The sequence below is a fragment of the Amycolatopsis sp. NBC_00438 genome, assembly GCF_036026695.1.
Lineage (GTDB): Bacteria > Actinomycetota > Actinomycetes > Mycobacteriales > Pseudonocardiaceae > Amycolatopsis.
The window spans coordinates 668733-684067 of sequence record NZ_CP107923.1 but is presented as its reverse complement, the minus strand read 5'-3'; the positions used below and the strand labels follow the sequence as shown (position 1 = coordinate 684067).

The 15335-nt window shown below is 71.8% G+C and carries 17 protein-coding genes; 10 read left to right on the top strand and 7 right to left on the bottom strand.

Annotation, left to right across the window (positions count from 1 at the left end):
* Positions 1 to 12: 12 nt before the first annotated feature.
* Both OG494_RS03285 and OG494_RS03280 read right to left on the bottom strand, forming a co-directional pair.
* On the bottom strand, positions 13 to 2250 hold the full coding sequence (locus tag OG494_RS03285; protein WP_328451787.1) for a xanthine dehydrogenase family protein molybdopterin-binding subunit: 2238 nt from the start codon (positions 2248 to 2250) through the stop codon (positions 13 to 15).
* 229 nt (positions 2251 to 2479) lie between these two features.
* Complete coding sequence (locus OG494_RS03280; protein WP_328451785.1) at positions 2480 to 3037, bottom strand: sigma-70 family RNA polymerase sigma factor; 558 nt, start codon at positions 3035 to 3037, stop codon at positions 2480 to 2482.
* A 31-nt stretch (positions 3038 to 3068) separates the two neighbouring features.
* Between OG494_RS03280 and OG494_RS03275 the strand changes: the two genes are divergently transcribed.
* A complete protein-coding gene (locus OG494_RS03275) occupies positions 3069 to 3809 on the top strand; it encodes a zf-HC2 domain-containing protein (protein ID WP_328451783.1) in 741 nt (246 codons plus the stop codon).
* A 28-nt stretch (positions 3810 to 3837) separates the two neighbouring features.
* On the opposite strand, the gene OG494_RS03270 is transcribed toward OG494_RS03275, so the two are convergent.
* Complete coding sequence (locus OG494_RS03270) at positions 3838 to 4350, bottom strand: PadR family transcriptional regulator (RefSeq protein WP_328451781.1); 513 nt, start codon at positions 4348 to 4350, stop codon at positions 3838 to 3840.
* 90 nt (positions 4351 to 4440) lie between these two features.
* Between OG494_RS03270 and OG494_RS03265 the strand changes: the two genes are divergently transcribed.
* Complete coding sequence (locus tag OG494_RS03265) at positions 4441 to 5001, top strand: hypothetical protein (protein WP_328451779.1); 561 nt, start codon at positions 4441 to 4443, stop codon at positions 4999 to 5001.
* Between the two features lie 5 nt (positions 5002 to 5006).
* Positions 5007 to 6305 carry a carotenoid oxygenase family protein gene (locus OG494_RS03260; RefSeq protein WP_328458861.1) on the top strand — a complete coding sequence of 433 codons (1299 nt, stop codon included), beginning with the start codon at positions 5007 to 5009 and terminating at the stop codon, positions 6303 to 6305.
* Between the two features lie 4 nt (positions 6306 to 6309).
* Here the strand turns inward: OG494_RS03260 and OG494_RS03255 are convergent, their stop codons facing one another.
* Positions 6310 to 7050, bottom strand: a complete 741-nt coding sequence (locus OG494_RS03255; RefSeq protein WP_328451777.1) for a DUF427 domain-containing protein — start codon at positions 7048 to 7050, stop codon at positions 6310 to 6312.
* A 101-nt stretch (positions 7051 to 7151) separates the two neighbouring features.
* Between OG494_RS03255 and OG494_RS03250 the strand changes: the two genes are divergently transcribed.
* Positions 7152 to 8351: an ROK family protein gene (locus OG494_RS03250; protein ID WP_328451775.1), complete on the top strand. Its 1200-nt coding sequence runs from the start codon at positions 7152 to 7154 to the stop codon at positions 8349 to 8351.
* A gap of 313 nt (positions 8352 to 8664) precedes the next feature.
* Positions 8665 to 9000 carry a hypothetical protein gene (locus tag OG494_RS03245; protein ID WP_328451774.1) on the top strand — a complete coding sequence of 112 codons (336 nt, stop codon included), beginning with the start codon at positions 8665 to 8667 and terminating at the stop codon, positions 8998 to 9000.
* On the opposite strand, the gene OG494_RS03240 is transcribed toward OG494_RS03245, so the two are convergent.
* Complete coding sequence (locus OG494_RS03240) at positions 8997 to 9458, bottom strand: pyridoxamine 5'-phosphate oxidase family protein (RefSeq protein ID WP_328451772.1); 462 nt, start codon at positions 9456 to 9458, stop codon at positions 8997 to 8999. The two genes, OG494_RS03245 and OG494_RS03240, sit on opposite strands and share 4 nt — an antisense overlap.
* Between OG494_RS03240 and OG494_RS03235 the strand changes: the two genes are divergently transcribed.
* Positions 9457 to 9939, top strand: coding sequence for a MarR family winged helix-turn-helix transcriptional regulator (locus OG494_RS03235; protein ID WP_328451770.1), 483 nt, complete (start codon positions 9457 to 9459; stop codon positions 9937 to 9939). The two genes, OG494_RS03240 and OG494_RS03235, sit on opposite strands and share 2 nt — an antisense overlap.
* A gap of 51 nt (positions 9940 to 9990) precedes the next feature.
* On the top strand, positions 9991 to 10317 hold the full coding sequence (locus tag OG494_RS03230; protein WP_328451768.1) for a nuclear transport factor 2 family protein: 327 nt from the start codon (positions 9991 to 9993) through the stop codon (positions 10315 to 10317).
* On the opposite strand, the gene OG494_RS03225 is transcribed toward OG494_RS03230, so the two are convergent.
* The gene (locus tag OG494_RS03225; protein WP_328451766.1) at positions 10314 to 10814 is read right to left on the bottom strand and encodes a PaaI family thioesterase; all 501 of its coding nucleotides are present in this window, start codon (positions 10812 to 10814) and stop codon (positions 10314 to 10316) included. The two genes, OG494_RS03230 and OG494_RS03225, sit on opposite strands and share 4 nt — an antisense overlap.
* 127 nt (positions 10815 to 10941) lie before the next feature.
* On the opposite strand from OG494_RS03225, the gene OG494_RS03220 reads away from it, so the two are divergent.
* From OG494_RS03220 to OG494_RS03210, 3 genes are read left to right on the top strand one after another with little or no spacing between them, the layout of a single operon-like run.
* Positions 10942 to 11316, top strand: a complete 375-nt coding sequence (locus tag OG494_RS03220) for an ArsR/SmtB family transcription factor (RefSeq protein WP_328451764.1) — start codon at positions 10942 to 10944, stop codon at positions 11314 to 11316.
* 9 nt (positions 11317 to 11325) lie between these two features.
* Positions 11326 to 12054, top strand: coding sequence for an HAD family hydrolase (locus OG494_RS03215; protein WP_328451762.1), 729 nt, complete (start codon positions 11326 to 11328; stop codon positions 12052 to 12054).
* Entirely contained in the window at positions 12055 to 14457 is a 2403-nt protein-coding gene (locus OG494_RS03210) for a glycoside hydrolase family 65 protein (protein ID WP_328451760.1), read from the top strand.
* A gap of 55 nt (positions 14458 to 14512) precedes the next feature.
* Here OG494_RS03210 and OG494_RS03205 read toward each other — a convergent pair whose 3' ends face one another.
* Complete coding sequence (locus tag OG494_RS03205) at positions 14513 to 15241, bottom strand: VOC family protein (RefSeq protein WP_328451758.1); 729 nt, start codon at positions 15239 to 15241, stop codon at positions 14513 to 14515.
* Between the last annotated feature and the right edge of the window lie 94 nt (positions 15242 to 15335).

Here is a 15335-nt window from a genome sequence, read left to right as displayed (position 1 = left end):
TGGGAACTCCTGTCAGCGCGGGAACGGGTCGAAGTCGACCGGGAACGTGATCGGGAAGCTGCGGGGCTTGATCCCGGTGGCGCGGGCGTAGGCGTTGGCGATCGCGCCGACCGGCGCCGGCAGGCCGAGCTCGCCCGCGCCGCCGATGTCGTCGCCGGTCGCCGGCATGACGTGCACCGTGACGTCCGGCGGCGAGTTCTTCTGCCGTGCGTAGTGGAACTGCGAGTAGCTGCCCTCCAGCGGCAGGCCCTTGTCGATGTGCAGGCCCGCGGTGAGCGTCGTCGAGATCGCGTCGGTCAGGCCGCCGAGCATCTGCGCCTGGATGCCGCGCGGGTTCACCGGCTTGCCGACGTCCACCGCGATGGTCGCCTTGGTGACGCGCGGGTACTTCGGGTCGCGCGCGTCCAGCTCGACCAGACAGGCCGTGAACGACTTGTACTCGCCGTGCACCGCGATGCCCTGGGCGAAGCCCTTCGGCATCTTCTTGCCCCACTCGCCGAGCTCGGCGACCTTGTCGAGCACCGCGCGCTGGCGGTCGACCTTGATGAACTCGCGGCGGAACTGCACCGGGTCCTTGCCGAGCTTCGCGGCGATCTCGTCGACCATGATCTCCTCGGCGCCGCGGGTGTTCGCCGAGTACACCGAGCGCCACGCCGAGGTGTGGAACTTCAGCAGTACCTCGTTGAGCAGCTGCGTGGTGACGCCGAAGTTGTACGGCGACTTGATCGTCAGCAGGAACACCGTCTGCGCGAAGCTCAGGTTCCCGGCGACCGGCAGCTGCGCCGCGAACGCCGTGAGGATCTCGCCGAGGCCGTGGCTCCAGTCCGTTTCGACGCTGGCGACGCGGTGCTCGAAGGTGAGCACCTGCCCGAGCGCGAAGGTGGCGCGGATCTTGTGGTGGCTCGCCGCGCGCGCCCGGCCGTGGCGCATGTCGTCGATCCGGCTCCACATGAGCCGGACGGGCTTCTTCATCGCCTGCGAGATGTGCGCGGCTTCCAGAGCGGCGTCGAAGAACAGCCGTCGGCCGAAGGACCCGCCGCCCTGCTGGACGTGCACCGTGACCTGGTTCTCCGGCAGGCCCAGCTCCTGCGCGATGGTCTGCTTCGCCACGATCGGCGACTTCAGCCCGGCCCAGATCGTGGCGCTGCCTTCGCGGACGTCGGCGACCGCGGAGTTCGACTCCATCGGCGCGTGGCTGGCGAAGGCGAAGTCGAACTCGCCGTCGACGTACTGCGTCAGCAGCGGCGGCACGACGAACGGCAGCGTGGCGTCGTGCAGCTTCTTCTTGATGGTCTCGTTGTTCTCGCCGTCGACCGTGCCCGGGCCCCAGGTGACGTCGAGCGCCTCCTTGCCGTCGAGGGCCTGGCCGAACGTCTCGGCCATCACCGCGACGCCGGTCTTCACGACGGCGATGTCGATGATCCCCGGCATCGCCCGCACCGCGGCTTCGTTGTTGACCTTCTTGACGGTGCCGTTGATGGTCGGCGGGCGGCGCACCATCACCGGGTTCGCCCCCGGGACGTCGAGGTCGAGGGTGTAGACCTGCTGGCCGGTGACCATCGCGCGGGCGTCCTTGCGCGAGGTCGGCGTGCCGACCAGGGTGTGCGCGGACTCGGCTTTCGGCTGCACCACACCGATGCTGAGCCCGGAGCGGGACGCCGGCCCAGCGAGCGTGCCGTAGCCGGCCTTGCGGCCGTCCGGCGCCCACACCGCACCGTCGCGTGTGGACAGTCGCGACGCGTCGGTCCCCCACTGCGCCGCGGCCGCGGCCACCATCCGGGCGCGCGCGGCCGCCGCGGTGGCGCGGACCGGGTCGTACAGCGAGCGCATCGTGTTGGAGCCCCCGGTGAGCTGGTTGAACAGCAGCTCGGTGCGGGCGTCCGCGAGCACGACGTCGACCCGGTCGAGCGGCAGGTCCAGCTCCTCCGCGACGAGCATCGCGTTCGCCGTGGTGATGCCCTGGCCGACCTCGCAGCGCGGCAGCTGCAGCCGCGCCCGGCCGTCTGCGGTCATCTCGAGCACGAGCAGCCCGGCGGTCGGCACGCCCGACAGCGTCAGGACGTCGCCGAGGTCGAGGATCTCGGCGGGCTGCGGCAGGGTCGGGATCGAGGCTTCGGCCACGGCCGGCGCGACGGCGTCCGCGGTGAGCTTCGTGGCGATGGTGAGCGTCGGCGCGGCGACGAGGTAGGTCAGGAAGCGGCGGCGGCCGACCTGCCCCGGGTCCGCGGGTTCGGTGGTGGGACTGGCCATCGGGAATCCCTTCGGGGGCTCCGGGGTTGCGCGCTTCACGGCGACGCGAAACGGAGCGGCGTGGTGGGAGGCGGGGACCTCGTGACCCGGGTCACGCTAAGCAGGCGTTGTCAGGGCGTCAACGCGGCGTAGTCGTGTCCGCCCATCTCTGTGACGAGATGACACCGGAAGCGGCCGAATGTGTGCGCCGCCACAGTGCCGGACGGCCCAAGCGGGTGCGCCGGGTGGGTCAGCCGGTGCCGGAGCCGCGCTCACGACGGGCCTGGACCAGGTCTTCACGGGCCCGGGCGACGCGCGAGCGGACGGTGCCGACCGGGCAGCCGCAGACGTCGGCGGCCTCGGCGTAGGACAGGCCGAGGACCTGCGTCAGCACGAGCACCTCGCGCCGCTCGGGCTCCAGGCCGTCGAGCAGCAGGCCCAGCTCGACCAGGTCCTCGAAGCCCGCCGAGGTACCGCGGCCGCGTTCGGCGGCGGCTTCCCAGTCGGTGTCGGCGATCTTGGGCCGGGCGCCCGCGGCCCGGAGCTGGTCGACGACGACCCGGCGCGCGATCGACAGCAGCCACGTCCGCGACGACGAGCGTCCCGCGAAGCGGCGAAGGCTACCGCAGGCGCGAAGGTAGGTCTCCTGCGTCAGGTCGTCGGCCTGGGACGCGTCGGTGAGGTGGGCGAGGAAGCGCCAGACGTCGGCCTGGGTCGCGCGGACCCACTCCTCCAGCGCGCGGCGATCGCCACGGCCGGCGGCCAGCGCCAGCGACGTCGCGCGCTCGTCCCTCTCACCCCGGGTCATGTCCGGGACGCTAGCAGTCACCGGGAACCTCGTGGCCTCCTCGCCCGACTACTGGGAGGTGAGGTGCGAAGAATGCCGCGAAGGGCTGTCGGCCAGGCTCGACGGCGAGACCGAGCCGGGCCCGCCGGGCGCGGTCGACCGGCACCTCGACGGCTGCGCGGTGTGCCGGGAGTGGCTCACCGGCGCGGAACACCTGCGGCGGGCGATGCTGCTGCGCCCGGCACCGCGCGTCCCGGACCTCACGGCGTCGATCCTCGAGCGCACCCCGGCGCCGGCCGGCGACGGCTGGGGCGTGCGGATCGCACTGGCCGTGGTGGCGCTCGCCCAGCTCGGGCTGGCGTTCGCGCAGCTGCTGGGCACGGCGGACGCGCACGAGGGCATGGCCCTGCCCGGGCACCTGGCGCACGAGAGCGGCGCGTGGAACCTGGCGGTGGGCATCGGGCTGCTGACGGCGGCGCTGCGCCCGCGCACGGCGGGCGGCCAGCTGCCGTTGCTGACCGGGTTCGTCGGGGTGCTGTTCGCGCTGTCGGCGGGCGACCTGGTGACCGGCCAGGTGACGGTGGCCCGGCTGGCGACGCACGTGCTGGTGGTGCTGGGGCTAGCGCTGCTGTACGCGGTGCACCGAGGTCACCGCGACCGCACCGCACCCCTCCCGGCGGCGACGGCAGGCGACGACGTCACGACACGCGGGTCTACTGTGGACACCCCGGCGGCGCCCCGGCCGCGGTCCCGCCCCTTCCGCCGCCCGGCCCACGGCCGCCGCGCCGCCTGACCCGAGCGGTATAGGGCGTTATACGAGGTTACCCGATCTGCTTGACGGCCCACTCGGACCACTCGCGGCTCATCGCCGAGAAGCGCTTGCCCCACTCCAGGACCAGGCGGCCGTACTGGGCTTCGTTGTCGTCGCCCCAGTCGATGGACGCCTCCAGCTCCGTGAGGCGTTCTTCGCGCTCGCGGCTGTTCTCGCCCATGTACTCGATGAACTCCTTCGCCTTCTCCGGTGACACCGAGCCCAGGAAGTAGACGCGCAGCAGGACCTCGTTGCGCGGGGACCGGTTGGGTTTGACCTCGACCAGCCAGTGCCGCAGTTCCACGCGGCCGTCCTCGGTGATCTCGTACTCCTTGCGCCCGCGCGGTCCCTCCGCGAGCACCCGGATCAGACCGGCCTTCTCGAGCTTGCCGAGCTCGCCGTAGAGCTGGCTCTGGGTCGCCGCCCACACGTTGGACATCGCCTGCTCGAAGCGTTTCAGCAGGTCGTAACCACTGGCCGGCGCCTCGTCCAGCAGCCCCAGCACGGCGTGTCGAAGACTCATGACCCCATCCTACCTTCCACTCTTGACATGTCCAATGATGACCCTTTAACTTCGACATGTCACAGTTGGAATGTCGTGGGGAGACCGGTCATGAACTACCTCAAGAGCTTCATCCCGTGGATTGCCTTCGCGGTCGTCGCGACGCAGTTCGACTGGCGCTGGTCGGGCCTGACCGGGCTCGTCCTGGCCGCCGTCCTGCTCGTTGTGGCCCGCCGCGAAGGCCGCAAGCCGGGCACGCTGATCATCGAGCTGAGCGCGCTGGCCTTCTTCGCGCTGCTCACGGTCGTCGCGTTCAGCTTCCCGGCGTCGCCGCTGAAGACCTACACCGGCGCGCTCACCGACGCCTGGCTGGCGCTCACCGCCTGGGGCTCGATCCTCGTGCGCCGCCCGTTCACCCTCGGCATCGCCAAGACGATGACGCCGCCGGAGCTGTGGGACAACCCGGTCTTCAAGCGCGTCAACCTGGTCATCACCCTCGTGTGGGCCGCGAGCTTCACGGTCACCGGCCTCGCCGGCATCGCGCTGCTGAACTACGCCCCGCACGCGACGGCGGCGCTGATCGTGCTCAAGGTCCTCGGCTTCGCCGTCCCCGTCGCCTTCACCATCCGCTACCCGCGCATCGTCCGCGCCCGCGCGCAGAAAGCCGCGTGATCACCATGACCACCACCGGCTTCCACCTCACCGGCGCCTACGCCCCCGTCCACGACGAGCTGACGGCGTTCGACCTGCCGGTGACCGGCGCGCTGCCGCCCGAGCTGACCGGCTGGTACCTGCGCAACGGCCCCAACCCGCGCACCGGCAGCAAGCACTGGTTCACCGGCGACGGCATGCTCCACGGCGTCCGCCTCGAGCACGGCCGAGCCGCCTGGTACCGCAACCGCTGGGTCCGCACCGAAAGCTTCGGCGACGACGACGCCACGCTCTACAACGCCGACGGCACCCGGAACCTGCGCACCAGCACCGCGAACACCCATGTCGTCAACCACGCCGGCCGGACGCTCGCGCTCGTCGAGTCGTCGCTGCCGTACGAGATCACGACCGAGCTGGACACCGTGGGCGCGTACGACTTCGGCGGCGAACTGGCCGACTCGATGACGGCACACCCGAAGATCTGCCCCACGACCGGAGAGCTGCACTTCTTCGGCTACGGCAGCATCACCGCGCCGCACGTGAGCTACTACCGCGCCGACGCGAGCGGGAAGCTCGGCGTCCGGCAGCCGATCGACGTGCCGGGCCTGACGATGATGCACGACTTCGCGCTCACCGCGTCCCACGCCGTGTTCTACGACCTGCCGGTGGTGTTCGACCGGGCGTCGGTCGGGCAGGGCATGCCCTACCGCTGGGACGCCGGCTACGGCGCGCGCCTCGGCGTGCTGCGCCGCGACGACCCGGCCGGCGGCGTCCGCTGGTTCGACGTCGAACCCTGCTACGTCTTCCACACGCTCAACGCGCACGACACCACCGGCGGCCGGATCGTGGTGACCGTCGTCCGCTACGACCACCTGTGGCGGGAGGGGCACGAGCCGTCACCCGGCGTGCTGTGGCGCTGGAGCCTCGACCCGGCGACCGGCCGCGTCACCGAGGAGCGCCTCGACGACCGGCCCGCCGAGTTCCCGCGCATCGACGACCGCTTCGCCGGCTCCGACGTCCGGTTCGGGCACGTCACGCAGAGCGGCCGCGACGGCGAGCAGAGCTTCCTGCGCCGCCACGACCTGCACACCGGCGCCGTCGAGCAGCACGTCTTCGCGCCCGGGCGCACCCCCGGCGAGGCCGTGTTCGTGCCCGCCGAGAGCGGCGACGGCTGGCTGCTCACCTACGTCCACGACGCCGCGGAAGACCGCAGTGACCTCGTGGTCTTCGACGCCGGGGACGTCGCCGCCGCGCCGGTCGCCGTCGTCCACCTGCCGCAGCGCGTGCCGGCGGGGTTCCACGGGAACTGGCTGCCGGACGCGTGAGCGGTCAGGCGAACTTGGTCCTGGGCCGCTCCTGCAGGACGCCGTCCACGTAGACGTCGACCTTCTCGTCGAGGAAGGCGACCAGCCCGGCGACGCGCGTGCTCTCCGGCAGCGGCGTCGGATAGCTCCAGGCGAGGTCCTCGTGCCCGGCCACCGAGAAGTACTCCGTCGCCCCCTTGTACGGGCAGTGCGTCACGGTCTGGGTCTTCTCGAGCAGGTCCATCCGGACGTCCACGCGCGGCAGGTAGTACCGGGTGGGCAGGTTCGTCTCGAACAGCAGGTGCGGGCGGACGGTGTCGGCCACGGTCACGCCGTCGACCTCGATCCGGACGTGCCGCGAGCTGGGCAGGATGTCGACGCGCACCCCGGGATCGCGGGGGTGGGTGAAGATCTGCTCGTCCTCTTCGAACCAGTCGAAGGCGGCGAAGTCGAACCGCACGTGGCCGCGAAGCTCCTCGATGGGCGAATCCGGGTACTCCAGCGCGCCGTCCACCGCCTCGGACCCGGCAACCTTTATCGTCGACCGGACACCTTCCCCCCGGCTGGGCGAGTGCGACGTCCGGCCGGAAGGGGTGAGCAGGCCGCTCTCCACGTCCGCGCGTGGGAAGTAGTACGTGGGGTAGTACGGGACTTCCCACACCAGGAGGGGGTGCACCGTGTCCGCGACGGCCTGCCCGCCGAGGAACACCCGAACCCGCTTCGCGCCTTGTGCCACGCGGACGCGCCCGCGTACCGGAGTGCTCATGCTCGGGTCAACGGACCGGATTCCGGCGGAATTCCCGTCCCCGGCGGCGGCGCGGTGATTAGGTTGGCGATGAGCACGAGGACGACAGGAGGCGGGCACGGGTGGCCGGCGTAGAAATCCCCACGGTCGGGACCCCCGCCGGGATGCGGAAGATCAACCAGCGCGCGGTGCTGGACCTGCTGCGGCGCAGCGGCCCGGCGACGCGGCCGCAGGTCGCGAAGGACACCGGGCTGTCGAAGCCGACGGTCAGCCAGGCGCTGCTGGCGCTCGAGGCGGCCGGCCTGGCGCGCCCGACCGGGCACACCTCCACCGGCACCGGACGCTCGGCGGTGCTGTACGAAGCCGACCCGACCGCGGGGTACGTCCTGGGCGTCGACATCGGCCGCGAGCACATCCGCGTCGCCGTGTCGGACCTCGGCCGGACGCTCGTGGCGCGCCGCGACGAACGCAACTCCGCCCGCTCCGGCGCGGCGCTGGTCGCCGCCGTCGGCCGGATCGCCGCCGACGCCGTCGCCGAGGCCGGGCTGACGGCGGGCGACATCGTTGTCCGCGTCGTCGGCTCCCCCGGCGTCGCCGACCCGGACAAGCGCTGCTTCCGGCACGCGCCGAACCTGCCGGGCTGGGGCCGGGCCGGGCTGATCGACGACCTCGAGGCCGCGCTGGGCCCGGACCTGATGGTCGAGAACGACGCGAACCTCACCGCCGTCGGCGAAGGCGAAAGCGGCGCCGCGCGGGGGGCATCGGTGTTCGGCTGCATCACGATCGGCACCGGCGTCGGCATGGGCATCATGGTCGACGGCCGGGTCTTCCGCGGCGCCACCGGCGCGGCGGGCGAGATCGGCTACCTCCCGTACGGCCGCACGCGCGCGTCCGACTCCCCGGGCCTGCCGCCCACCCGCGGCCACCTGGAGGAGGCGACGGCGGCACAGTCGGTCGTCCGCGGCGCCCGCGAACTCGGCCTGGGGACAGCGAAATCGGCCCGCGAGGTGTTCCGCCTGGCCCGCGAAGGCGACGAGCTGGCCCGCCGCGCGGTGGAGACGGAAGCGGATCGCCTGGCGTACACGGTGGCCTCGGTGGCGGCGGTGATCGACCCGGAACTGATCGTCCTGGGCGGCGGCATGGGCACGGCGGCAGACCTGCTGCTGGAGCCGATCGACCGCGCGTTGCGCGCGTTCACGCCGCTGGTCCCGAAAGTGGTCCAGGGCGAACTGGGCGAGGACGCGGTGCTGACGGGCGCGATCAGCGTGGGGCTGCGGGCGGCCGAAGGCCTGGTCTTCGACCGCCGCGTCGGGGCTGCCTGACTTTCACAGCCGTGAGGGGCACCCTGAGGACTTTTCCAAGCCGTGAGGGGCACCTTCAGGACTTTCACAGCCGTGAGGGGCACCCTCAGGGACATATAAGCCATGAGGGGCACCCTCAGGACTTCAATGTCGTGAGGGGCACCTTCAGGGACATATAAGCCCTGAGGGTGCCCTTCACGGCCGTGCGGCGATCTCGGAGCCGCGCGCTCGGCCGGCGCGACACCCGGTGCGCGACACCCGGTCCGCGACACCGGTCCGCGGTGCCCGGGATGGCGGTAGCCGATCGGCGGGACCTCCTGCGACCGTGGACTCCATGGATCCGGAGGCCGATCCGCCCGCCCTGTTCACGCTGCCCCCGCAGCGCAAACCCCTGGCCGCGTTCCGAAACCGGCTCACCCACCACCGCCCGGCCGAAACTCCCCCGGGGCCGCCGCCGACCTGGCGCCGGGCCCACGCCGGGGATCGGGGCCGGACCACGGCGGGCACCGTGCACCTCGTCACCGGCGACTGGCTGCCCGCCTGCGGCACCGGCCTCAACAGCTGGGACTACCGCGGGCTGCGGCCGACCGACGACGAAGTGACTTGCGGCCGGTGCGCCGCGCGCGACGCTCGGAACCGGCCACCCAAAGGACAGTTGACGCTGTTCTAAGCCGCGCGCCAGGCTTCGCCGCCCGTCGAGATCCGCCAGGGTGTCAAGCGCAGCACTGTGATCTTCGGGTCGAGGTGGTCCTCGCCGCCCAGGATCTTCGGGTTGTAGCCCAGCGGCTCCGGCGTCGACTCGAACAGGTCCCACAGGTACTTGCGGGTCGCCTCGTCGTCGGCGAAGTCCGCGCGGCACTCCGCGACCGCGACTTCGTGCTGCGGGTCCCAGTACGAGCACGACACGTACGGCGACGCCGTCAGGTGCGCGACCTTCAGCGGCGTCGGGCGGGTGAACAGCCGGCCGGACAGGCCTTCCGGCGTCCGCTCCCAGATCGGGTGGACGACCCGGGACCGCGGCCGGCCGCGGCGGTCGACCGTCACCATCGTGCACCAGACGATCCGGTGCGCCACGCGGACGAACTCCCCGGCCAGCTCGGCCGGCACTCTGCTAGATTCCACAACCATGGTTGTGCATCCTACGGCAGACTCCCTCGATCTGTCACTCACCGCCCTCTTCGCGGGCTGGGCGATGACCGACGAAGTGCAACGCCGCCTGGCCGAGCGGGGCCTCGGAGACCTGCGCTTCAACGACGGCGTCGTCATCCAGCACGTCCTGGCCGCGCCGCTGTCCATCACCGCGCTGGCCGAGCGGATGGGGGTGACGCAGCAGGCCGCGTCGAAGGCCGTCGCCGACCTCGAACGCCGGGGCCTGGTCCGCCGCGAGCCCGACCCTGCCGACGCGCGGACCAAGCTCCTGCACCTCACCGAGCACGCGCTTCACGCGGTCGAGGCGACACGCGCGCTCCGCAAAGAGCTCCAGGAGGAACTGGTCGCGGACTACGGCGCCGAACGCGTCGAGGACGCCCGGAAGCTCCTGGCCTCGGTCATCGCGCGCTACGGCGGCGGCGACGCCATTCGCGGCCGACGGGTCCGCCCGCCGCGGTGATTACCCGCGGCGTAATCGACGGCCACGCCCGGAAAGCCGACCATGAACGCCATGAGCGAAACCCGCGAAATCGTCGTCGAATGCCTGGAGAACCTGTTCGTCCGTAAGGACATCGACGCCGCGAAAGCCGCCCTGCACCCCGATTTCGTGACCCACAGCCCCGGCCTCCCCTCGGGCCGTGACGCGTTCGCCGACGCCGTGAAGAACTCGCCGCTCATGGGCGGGACCACGACGATCGAGCACGTCGTCGCCGAGAACGACCTCGTCGTGGCCCACCTGCGCGTGCAGCTGCCCGGAAGCACCTACGCCGTCGTCGACATCCTGCGCGTCGAAGGCGGCCTGCTCGTCGAGCACTGGGACGTCAAGGAAGCTCGCTAGCGCGTGATGACGCAGGTCCCCGACGCCGTCGCGAGCAGCTTCCCGTCGGCGTCGCGGATCTCGCCCTCGGCGAAGGCGATGCGCGAACCCTCTTTCACGACGCGGCCGGTCGCGCGGATCTCGCCGCGCCCGGCGTGGATCGCGCGCAGGTAGCTGACCTTGAGCTCCACCGACGAATAGCCGACCCCGGCCGGCAGCGTCGAATGCACCGCGCAGCCGACCACCGAGTCGAGCATCGTCGCCGCGACGCCGCCGTGGACCATGCCGATCGGGTTGTACATCGACTCGTCCGGCTCGATGACCGCGACGACCTCGCCATGCCCGATGCTTTCCCACCGCATCCCGAAGTGCGCGGCGATCGGCGGGCCGGGGATGCGGCCCTCGGCGATCGCCGTCAGGTACTCGGAGCCGGTCATCGTCAGGCCGAGCCGGGCCGTCGCCAGCGGGTCCTGCCAGGTGATCGTCTTCGAGCGGGTCTCGGCGGCGACATCGGTCATTTTCGGCTCCCAGGAACTATGACAAGCGTCTTAACGCCAGCCTCGCCCGGCCACCCCGGTGCCGTCAAGCCGCGCGTGACCCAGGCCACCGGTGGTCGGCCCGGACCGCAGGTGGAATCATCCGGGGGTGAGCACCGACCCCGGCCGCAAGCCGATCGACCCGGAGCGGGTGGCCGCGGCGGCCGACGGGCTCGGCGACCGCGCCGTCATCGACGAGTGGGCCCAGCGCTTCTCCGTCGTCGCCGACCCCTCGCGGCTCGCGCTGCTCGTCTCGATCCACTACGCGCGGGAGATCAGCGTCACCGACCTCGCCGCGGTCACGGGCATGACGGACACCGCGGTTTCGCAGGCCCTGCGGCTGCTGCGGGCGCACGGCCTGGTCACCACGCAGCGCACCGGCCGGGTGGTGCGCTACCGGCTCGCGGACGCGACCGTGCACGAACTCATCCATCGGGTGCGGCCCCACCCCGAAGAACCCGCGAACGACGGCGATGACCGGTAGCGTGCGGGCATGACGGGATTGCCGGAAACCATCACCGCGTGCCTTTTCGACCTCGACGGGGTGCTGACCGGAACAGCGGTTCTCCATCGTGAGGCCTGGAAACGGACATTCGACGAATTTCTCCGCGCCCGCGACGGCGCCGGGTTCCAGGAGTTCACGGACAAGGACTACGCGACCTATGTGGACGGCCGCCCCCGCGCCGACGGGGTGCGTGAATTCCTGAAGTCGCGCGGGATAACGCTGCCGGAAGGCGATCCGGACGATGCGGTCGACGCCCCGACCGTCAACGGCGTGGGCAACCGCAAGAACGAGCTGGTGCTGAAGATCATCGACGAGCGCGGCGTGAGCCCCTACCCCGGCTCGATCCGCTACCTCGACGCCGTCAAGGCCGCCGGGCTGCGGATCGCCGTGGTGACGTCGTCGGCGAACGGCGCCAAGGTGCTCGACGCGGGTGACCTGAGCAAGTACGTCGAAGCCCGCGTCGACGGCCTCACCATCCGGGAGCGGCACCTCAAGGGCAAGCCCGCGCCGGACTCGTTCCTGGCCGGTGCCGAAGCCCTCGGGGTCAAGCCCGCAAACGCCGCCGTGTTCGAGGACGCCCAGTCCGGCGTCCAGGCCGGAAAGGCGGGCGGGTTCGGGTACGTCGTCGGCGTGAACCGGGCCGACCAGGCCGAAGAACTGCGCGCGCACGGCGCCGACGTCGTCGTCGACGACCTCGCCGAACTGCTGGAGGACTGAATGAGCGACGAACCACGCGGGTACGAGTGCTCGCCGTGGGAACTGCGGTGGCGCGGCATGGACGTCGACGCCCTGCAGCGCACCGAATCGGCTTTCGCGGTGTCGAACGGGCACATCGGGCTGCGCGGCACGCTCGAGGAAGCGGAACCGCGCGGCCTGCCCGGCACCTACCTCAACGGCTTCTACGAGGAGCACGGTCTCCCCTACGCCGAGGCGGGGTACGGCTACCCCGAAGAGGGCCAGACCGTCGTCAACGTGACCGACGGCAAGATCATCCGGTTGCTGGTCGAGGACGAGCCGCTCGACATGCGCTACGGCGCGGCCACCGCACACGACCGGGTGCTCGACTTCCGCCGGGGCACGCTGACCCGGACGACCGAGTGGTCCTCGCCCACCGGACGCCGGGTCCGGGTGCGCACCGAGCGGATGGTGTCGTTCACCCAGCGCGCGATCGCCGCGATCCGCTACGAGGTCGAGCCGCTCGACGAGGACCTGCAGCTGGTCGTGCAGTCCGACCTGCTGGCCAACGAGCCGATCGAGTCCGACACCCGGGACCCGCGGGTGGCCGCGGCGCTGGAGTCGCCGCTGGTCGGCGAGTTCCACCGCGCCACCGACTACAACGCCGTGCTGGTGCACCAGACGCGGCGCTCCGGGCTGCGGATGGCCGCGGCGATGGACCACAAGATCGAGGTGGACGACGGGATCCGCGCCCGCATCCACGCCGAAGAGGACCTCGCGCGGCTCACCGTCGCGGTCGACGTGCCCAAGGGCGGCAAGCTCCGCATCACGAAGTTCCTCGCCTACGGCTGGTCGGCGCAGCGCTCGGTACCCGCGCTGCGCTCGCAGGTCGAGGCCGCCCTGGCGGGCGCCCGCCAGACCGGCTGGAAGGGCCTGGTCACCGAGCAGCGCGCGTTCCTCGACGAGTTCTGGGCCACGTCGGACATCGAGATCGACGGTGATCCCGAGCTGCAGCAGGCCGTCCGGTTCGCGCTGTTCCACCTGCTGCAGGCCGGGGCCCGCGGGGAAAGCCGGGCGGTCGCGGGCAAGGGCCTCACCGGCCCGGGCTACGACGGCCACGCGTTCTGGGACACCGAGTCGTTCGTGCTGCCGGTGCTCACCTACACCATGCCGGACGCGGCCCGCGACGCACTCCGCTGGCGGCATTCCACAATGGACAAAGCCCGGGAACGCGCGCACCAGCTGGGCTTGCGCGGCGCGGCGTTCCCGTGGCGCTCGATCAACGGCGCCGAGTGCTCGGCCTACTGGCCGGCCGGCACGGCGGCGTTCCACGTCAGCGCGGACATCGCCGACGCCGTGCTGCGCTACCTCAACGCGACCGGCGACGAGGAGTTCGAGCGCGACTACGGCGTCGAGCTGCTGCTGGAAACCGCGCGGCTGTGGGCATCGCTCGGCCACCACGACCGGCACGGCGCGTTCCGCATCGACGGCGTCACCGGCCCGGACGAGTACTCGGCGGTGGCGGACAACAACGTCTACACGAACCTGATGGCGCGCCGGAACCTGCTGGCGGCCGCGGATTCGTGCGCGCGGCACCCCGACATCGCGGCCCGCTTCGAGGTCGACACGGTCGAGCTCGACACGTGGCGGGCCGCCGCCGCGGCGATGTACCTGCCCTACGACCGCGAACTCGGTGTGCACCCGCAGTCGGAGGGGTTCCTCGACCACGACGAGTGGGACTACGAGGGCACCGACCTCGCGCACTACCCGCTGCTGCTGCACTTCCCGTACTTCGACCTCTACCGCAAGCAGGTCGTGAAGCAGGCGGACCTGGTGCTGGCCCTGCACATGTGCGGGGACTCGTTCAGCATGGAGGAGAAGGCGCGCAACTTCGCCTACTACGAGGCCCGCACGGTGCGGGACTCGTCGCTCTCGGCGGGCACGCAGGCCGTCGTCGCGGCCGAGGTCGGGCATCTGGAGCTGGCCTACGACTACCTCGCCGAGGCCGCGCTGACCGACCTGCACGACGTCCACAACAACGTCCGCAACGGCCTGCACATGGCGTCCCTGGCCGGGGCGTGGCAGGGCGCGGTGGCCGGGTTCGGCGGGCTGCGCGACCACGGCGGCGCGCTGGCGTTCGCGCCGCGGCTGCCGCCGCAGCTGGACCGGATCACCTTCCGCCTGATGTTCCGCGGCACGCGGTTCCAGGTCGAGATCGATCCCGACCAGGCGACCTACCACGTGCTGGCCGGCGAACCGCTGGACGTGGTGCACCACGGCGAGCGGATCACCATCACCGTCGAACCCCAGCGGTTCGCGATCCCGAAGATCGACGCGGGCGATCCGCCGCGCCAGCCCCCGGGCCGCGCGCCGATGCGGCGTGACACCTCGAAGCTGCGTCAGTTCGCGGAACCGTCGAACCCGATCACCGCCGAAGGCCGCTGACCCGGAAAGTCCGTGAATGGCTCATCGAGGGACTCCGAGTCCCTCGATGAGCCATTCACGGACCCGGGGCGGTCAGTGCGCTCTCCACCGGCCGCACGCGGAACCCGGTGCCGTCGGGATCCGCCAGCACGACGGTGCCGTCGTCGCGGACGCCGAGCCGGGCGGCGCCGAGGGAGATCAGCGCGTCGACCGCCGCCCGCTGGTCGCCGTCCGCCGGGAGCAGCTCGAAGCACTGCCGGTTCGGCGCCACGGGTGTGCCGTCCCATACGTCCCACGCGACTTTCGTGCCGCCGCGCGGCGACTGGATCGCGATCTGCTCGCCCCGGTCCCACACCGGGGGCCAGCCCAGCGCCGCGCTCCAGAACAGGCCGGCCCGCCGGGTGCCGGCACAGGTGAGCTCCCCCAGCGGGCCGCACCCGGCGAGGTAGCCGTTGCCGGGCTCGATCACGCAGAACTCGTAGCCCGCCGGGTCGGCCAGGACGACGTGGGCCTCCTCGGGTCGCTGCCCGACGTCGACGTGGCGGCCACCGAGCCCGACCGCCGCGGCCACCGTGCGCCGCTGGTCGTCGAGGTCGGCGCTGGTCAGGTGCAGGTGCATCCGGTTCGCGCCGAGCCGGCCGGCGCGGCCCGGTGCGAACCGCAGGCCGAGCTGGGCCTCCCCGCCCGGGAGCAGCACACCGCCGTCGTCCTCGACGACCTCCCGGCCCAGCAGGCCGGCCCAGAAGCGCGCCGCTTCAGCGGGGTCGTCCGCCTCGAAGGTCACCGCCAGCAGTCGCGAACGCATCACCGGAACGTAGCCACCGCCCCCGTGGAACGGCAAGGCACTATCGGACCGGCGCAAGACCATTCGGCGGAAACCGGCCCGGTCGCCCGGAACG

Bases quoted from the DNA above. Each gene is read 5' to 3' on its own strand.
- OG494_RS03285 (WP_328451787.1), bottom strand. From the start codon at position 2,250: ATGGCCAGTCCCACCACCGAACCCGCGGACCCGGGGCAGGTCGGCCGC.
- OG494_RS03280 (WP_328451785.1), bottom strand. From the start codon at position 3,037: ATGACCCGGGGTGAGAGGGACGAGCGCGCGACGTCGCTGGCGCTGGCC.
- OG494_RS03270 (WP_328451781.1), bottom strand. From the start codon at position 4,350: ATGAGTCTTCGACACGCCGTGCTGGGGCTGCTGGACGAGGCGCCGGCC.
- OG494_RS03265 (WP_328451779.1), top strand. From the start codon at position 4,441: ATGAACTACCTCAAGAGCTTCATCCCGTGGATTGCCTTCGCGGTCGTC.
- OG494_RS03260 (WP_328458861.1), top strand. From the start codon at position 5,007: ATGACCACCACCGGCTTCCACCTCACCGGCGCCTACGCCCCCGTCCAC.
- OG494_RS03255 (WP_328451777.1), bottom strand. From the start codon at position 7,050: ATGAGCACTCCGGTACGCGGGCGCGTCCGCGTGGCACAAGGCGCGAAG.
- OG494_RS03245 (WP_328451774.1), top strand. From the start codon at position 8,665: ATGGATCCGGAGGCCGATCCGCCCGCCCTGTTCACGCTGCCCCCGCAG.
- OG494_RS03235 (WP_328451770.1), top strand. From the start codon at position 9,457: ATGGTTGTGCATCCTACGGCAGACTCCCTCGATCTGTCACTCACCGCC.
- OG494_RS03240 (WP_328451772.1), bottom strand. From the start codon at position 9,458: ATGGTTGTGGAATCTAGCAGAGTGCCGGCCGAGCTGGCCGGGGAGTTC.
- OG494_RS03230 (WP_328451768.1), top strand. From the start codon at position 9,991: ATGAGCGAAACCCGCGAAATCGTCGTCGAATGCCTGGAGAACCTGTTC.
- OG494_RS03225 (WP_328451766.1), bottom strand. From the start codon at position 10,814: ATGACCGATGTCGCCGCCGAGACCCGCTCGAAGACGATCACCTGGCAG.
- OG494_RS03215 (WP_328451762.1), top strand. From the start codon at position 11,326: ATGACGGGATTGCCGGAAACCATCACCGCGTGCCTTTTCGACCTCGAC.
- OG494_RS03210 (WP_328451760.1), top strand. From the start codon at position 12,055: ATGAGCGACGAACCACGCGGGTACGAGTGCTCGCCGTGGGAACTGCGG.
- OG494_RS03205 (WP_328451758.1), bottom strand. From the start codon at position 15,241: ATGCGTTCGCGACTGCTGGCGGTGACCTTCGAGGCGGACGACCCCGCT.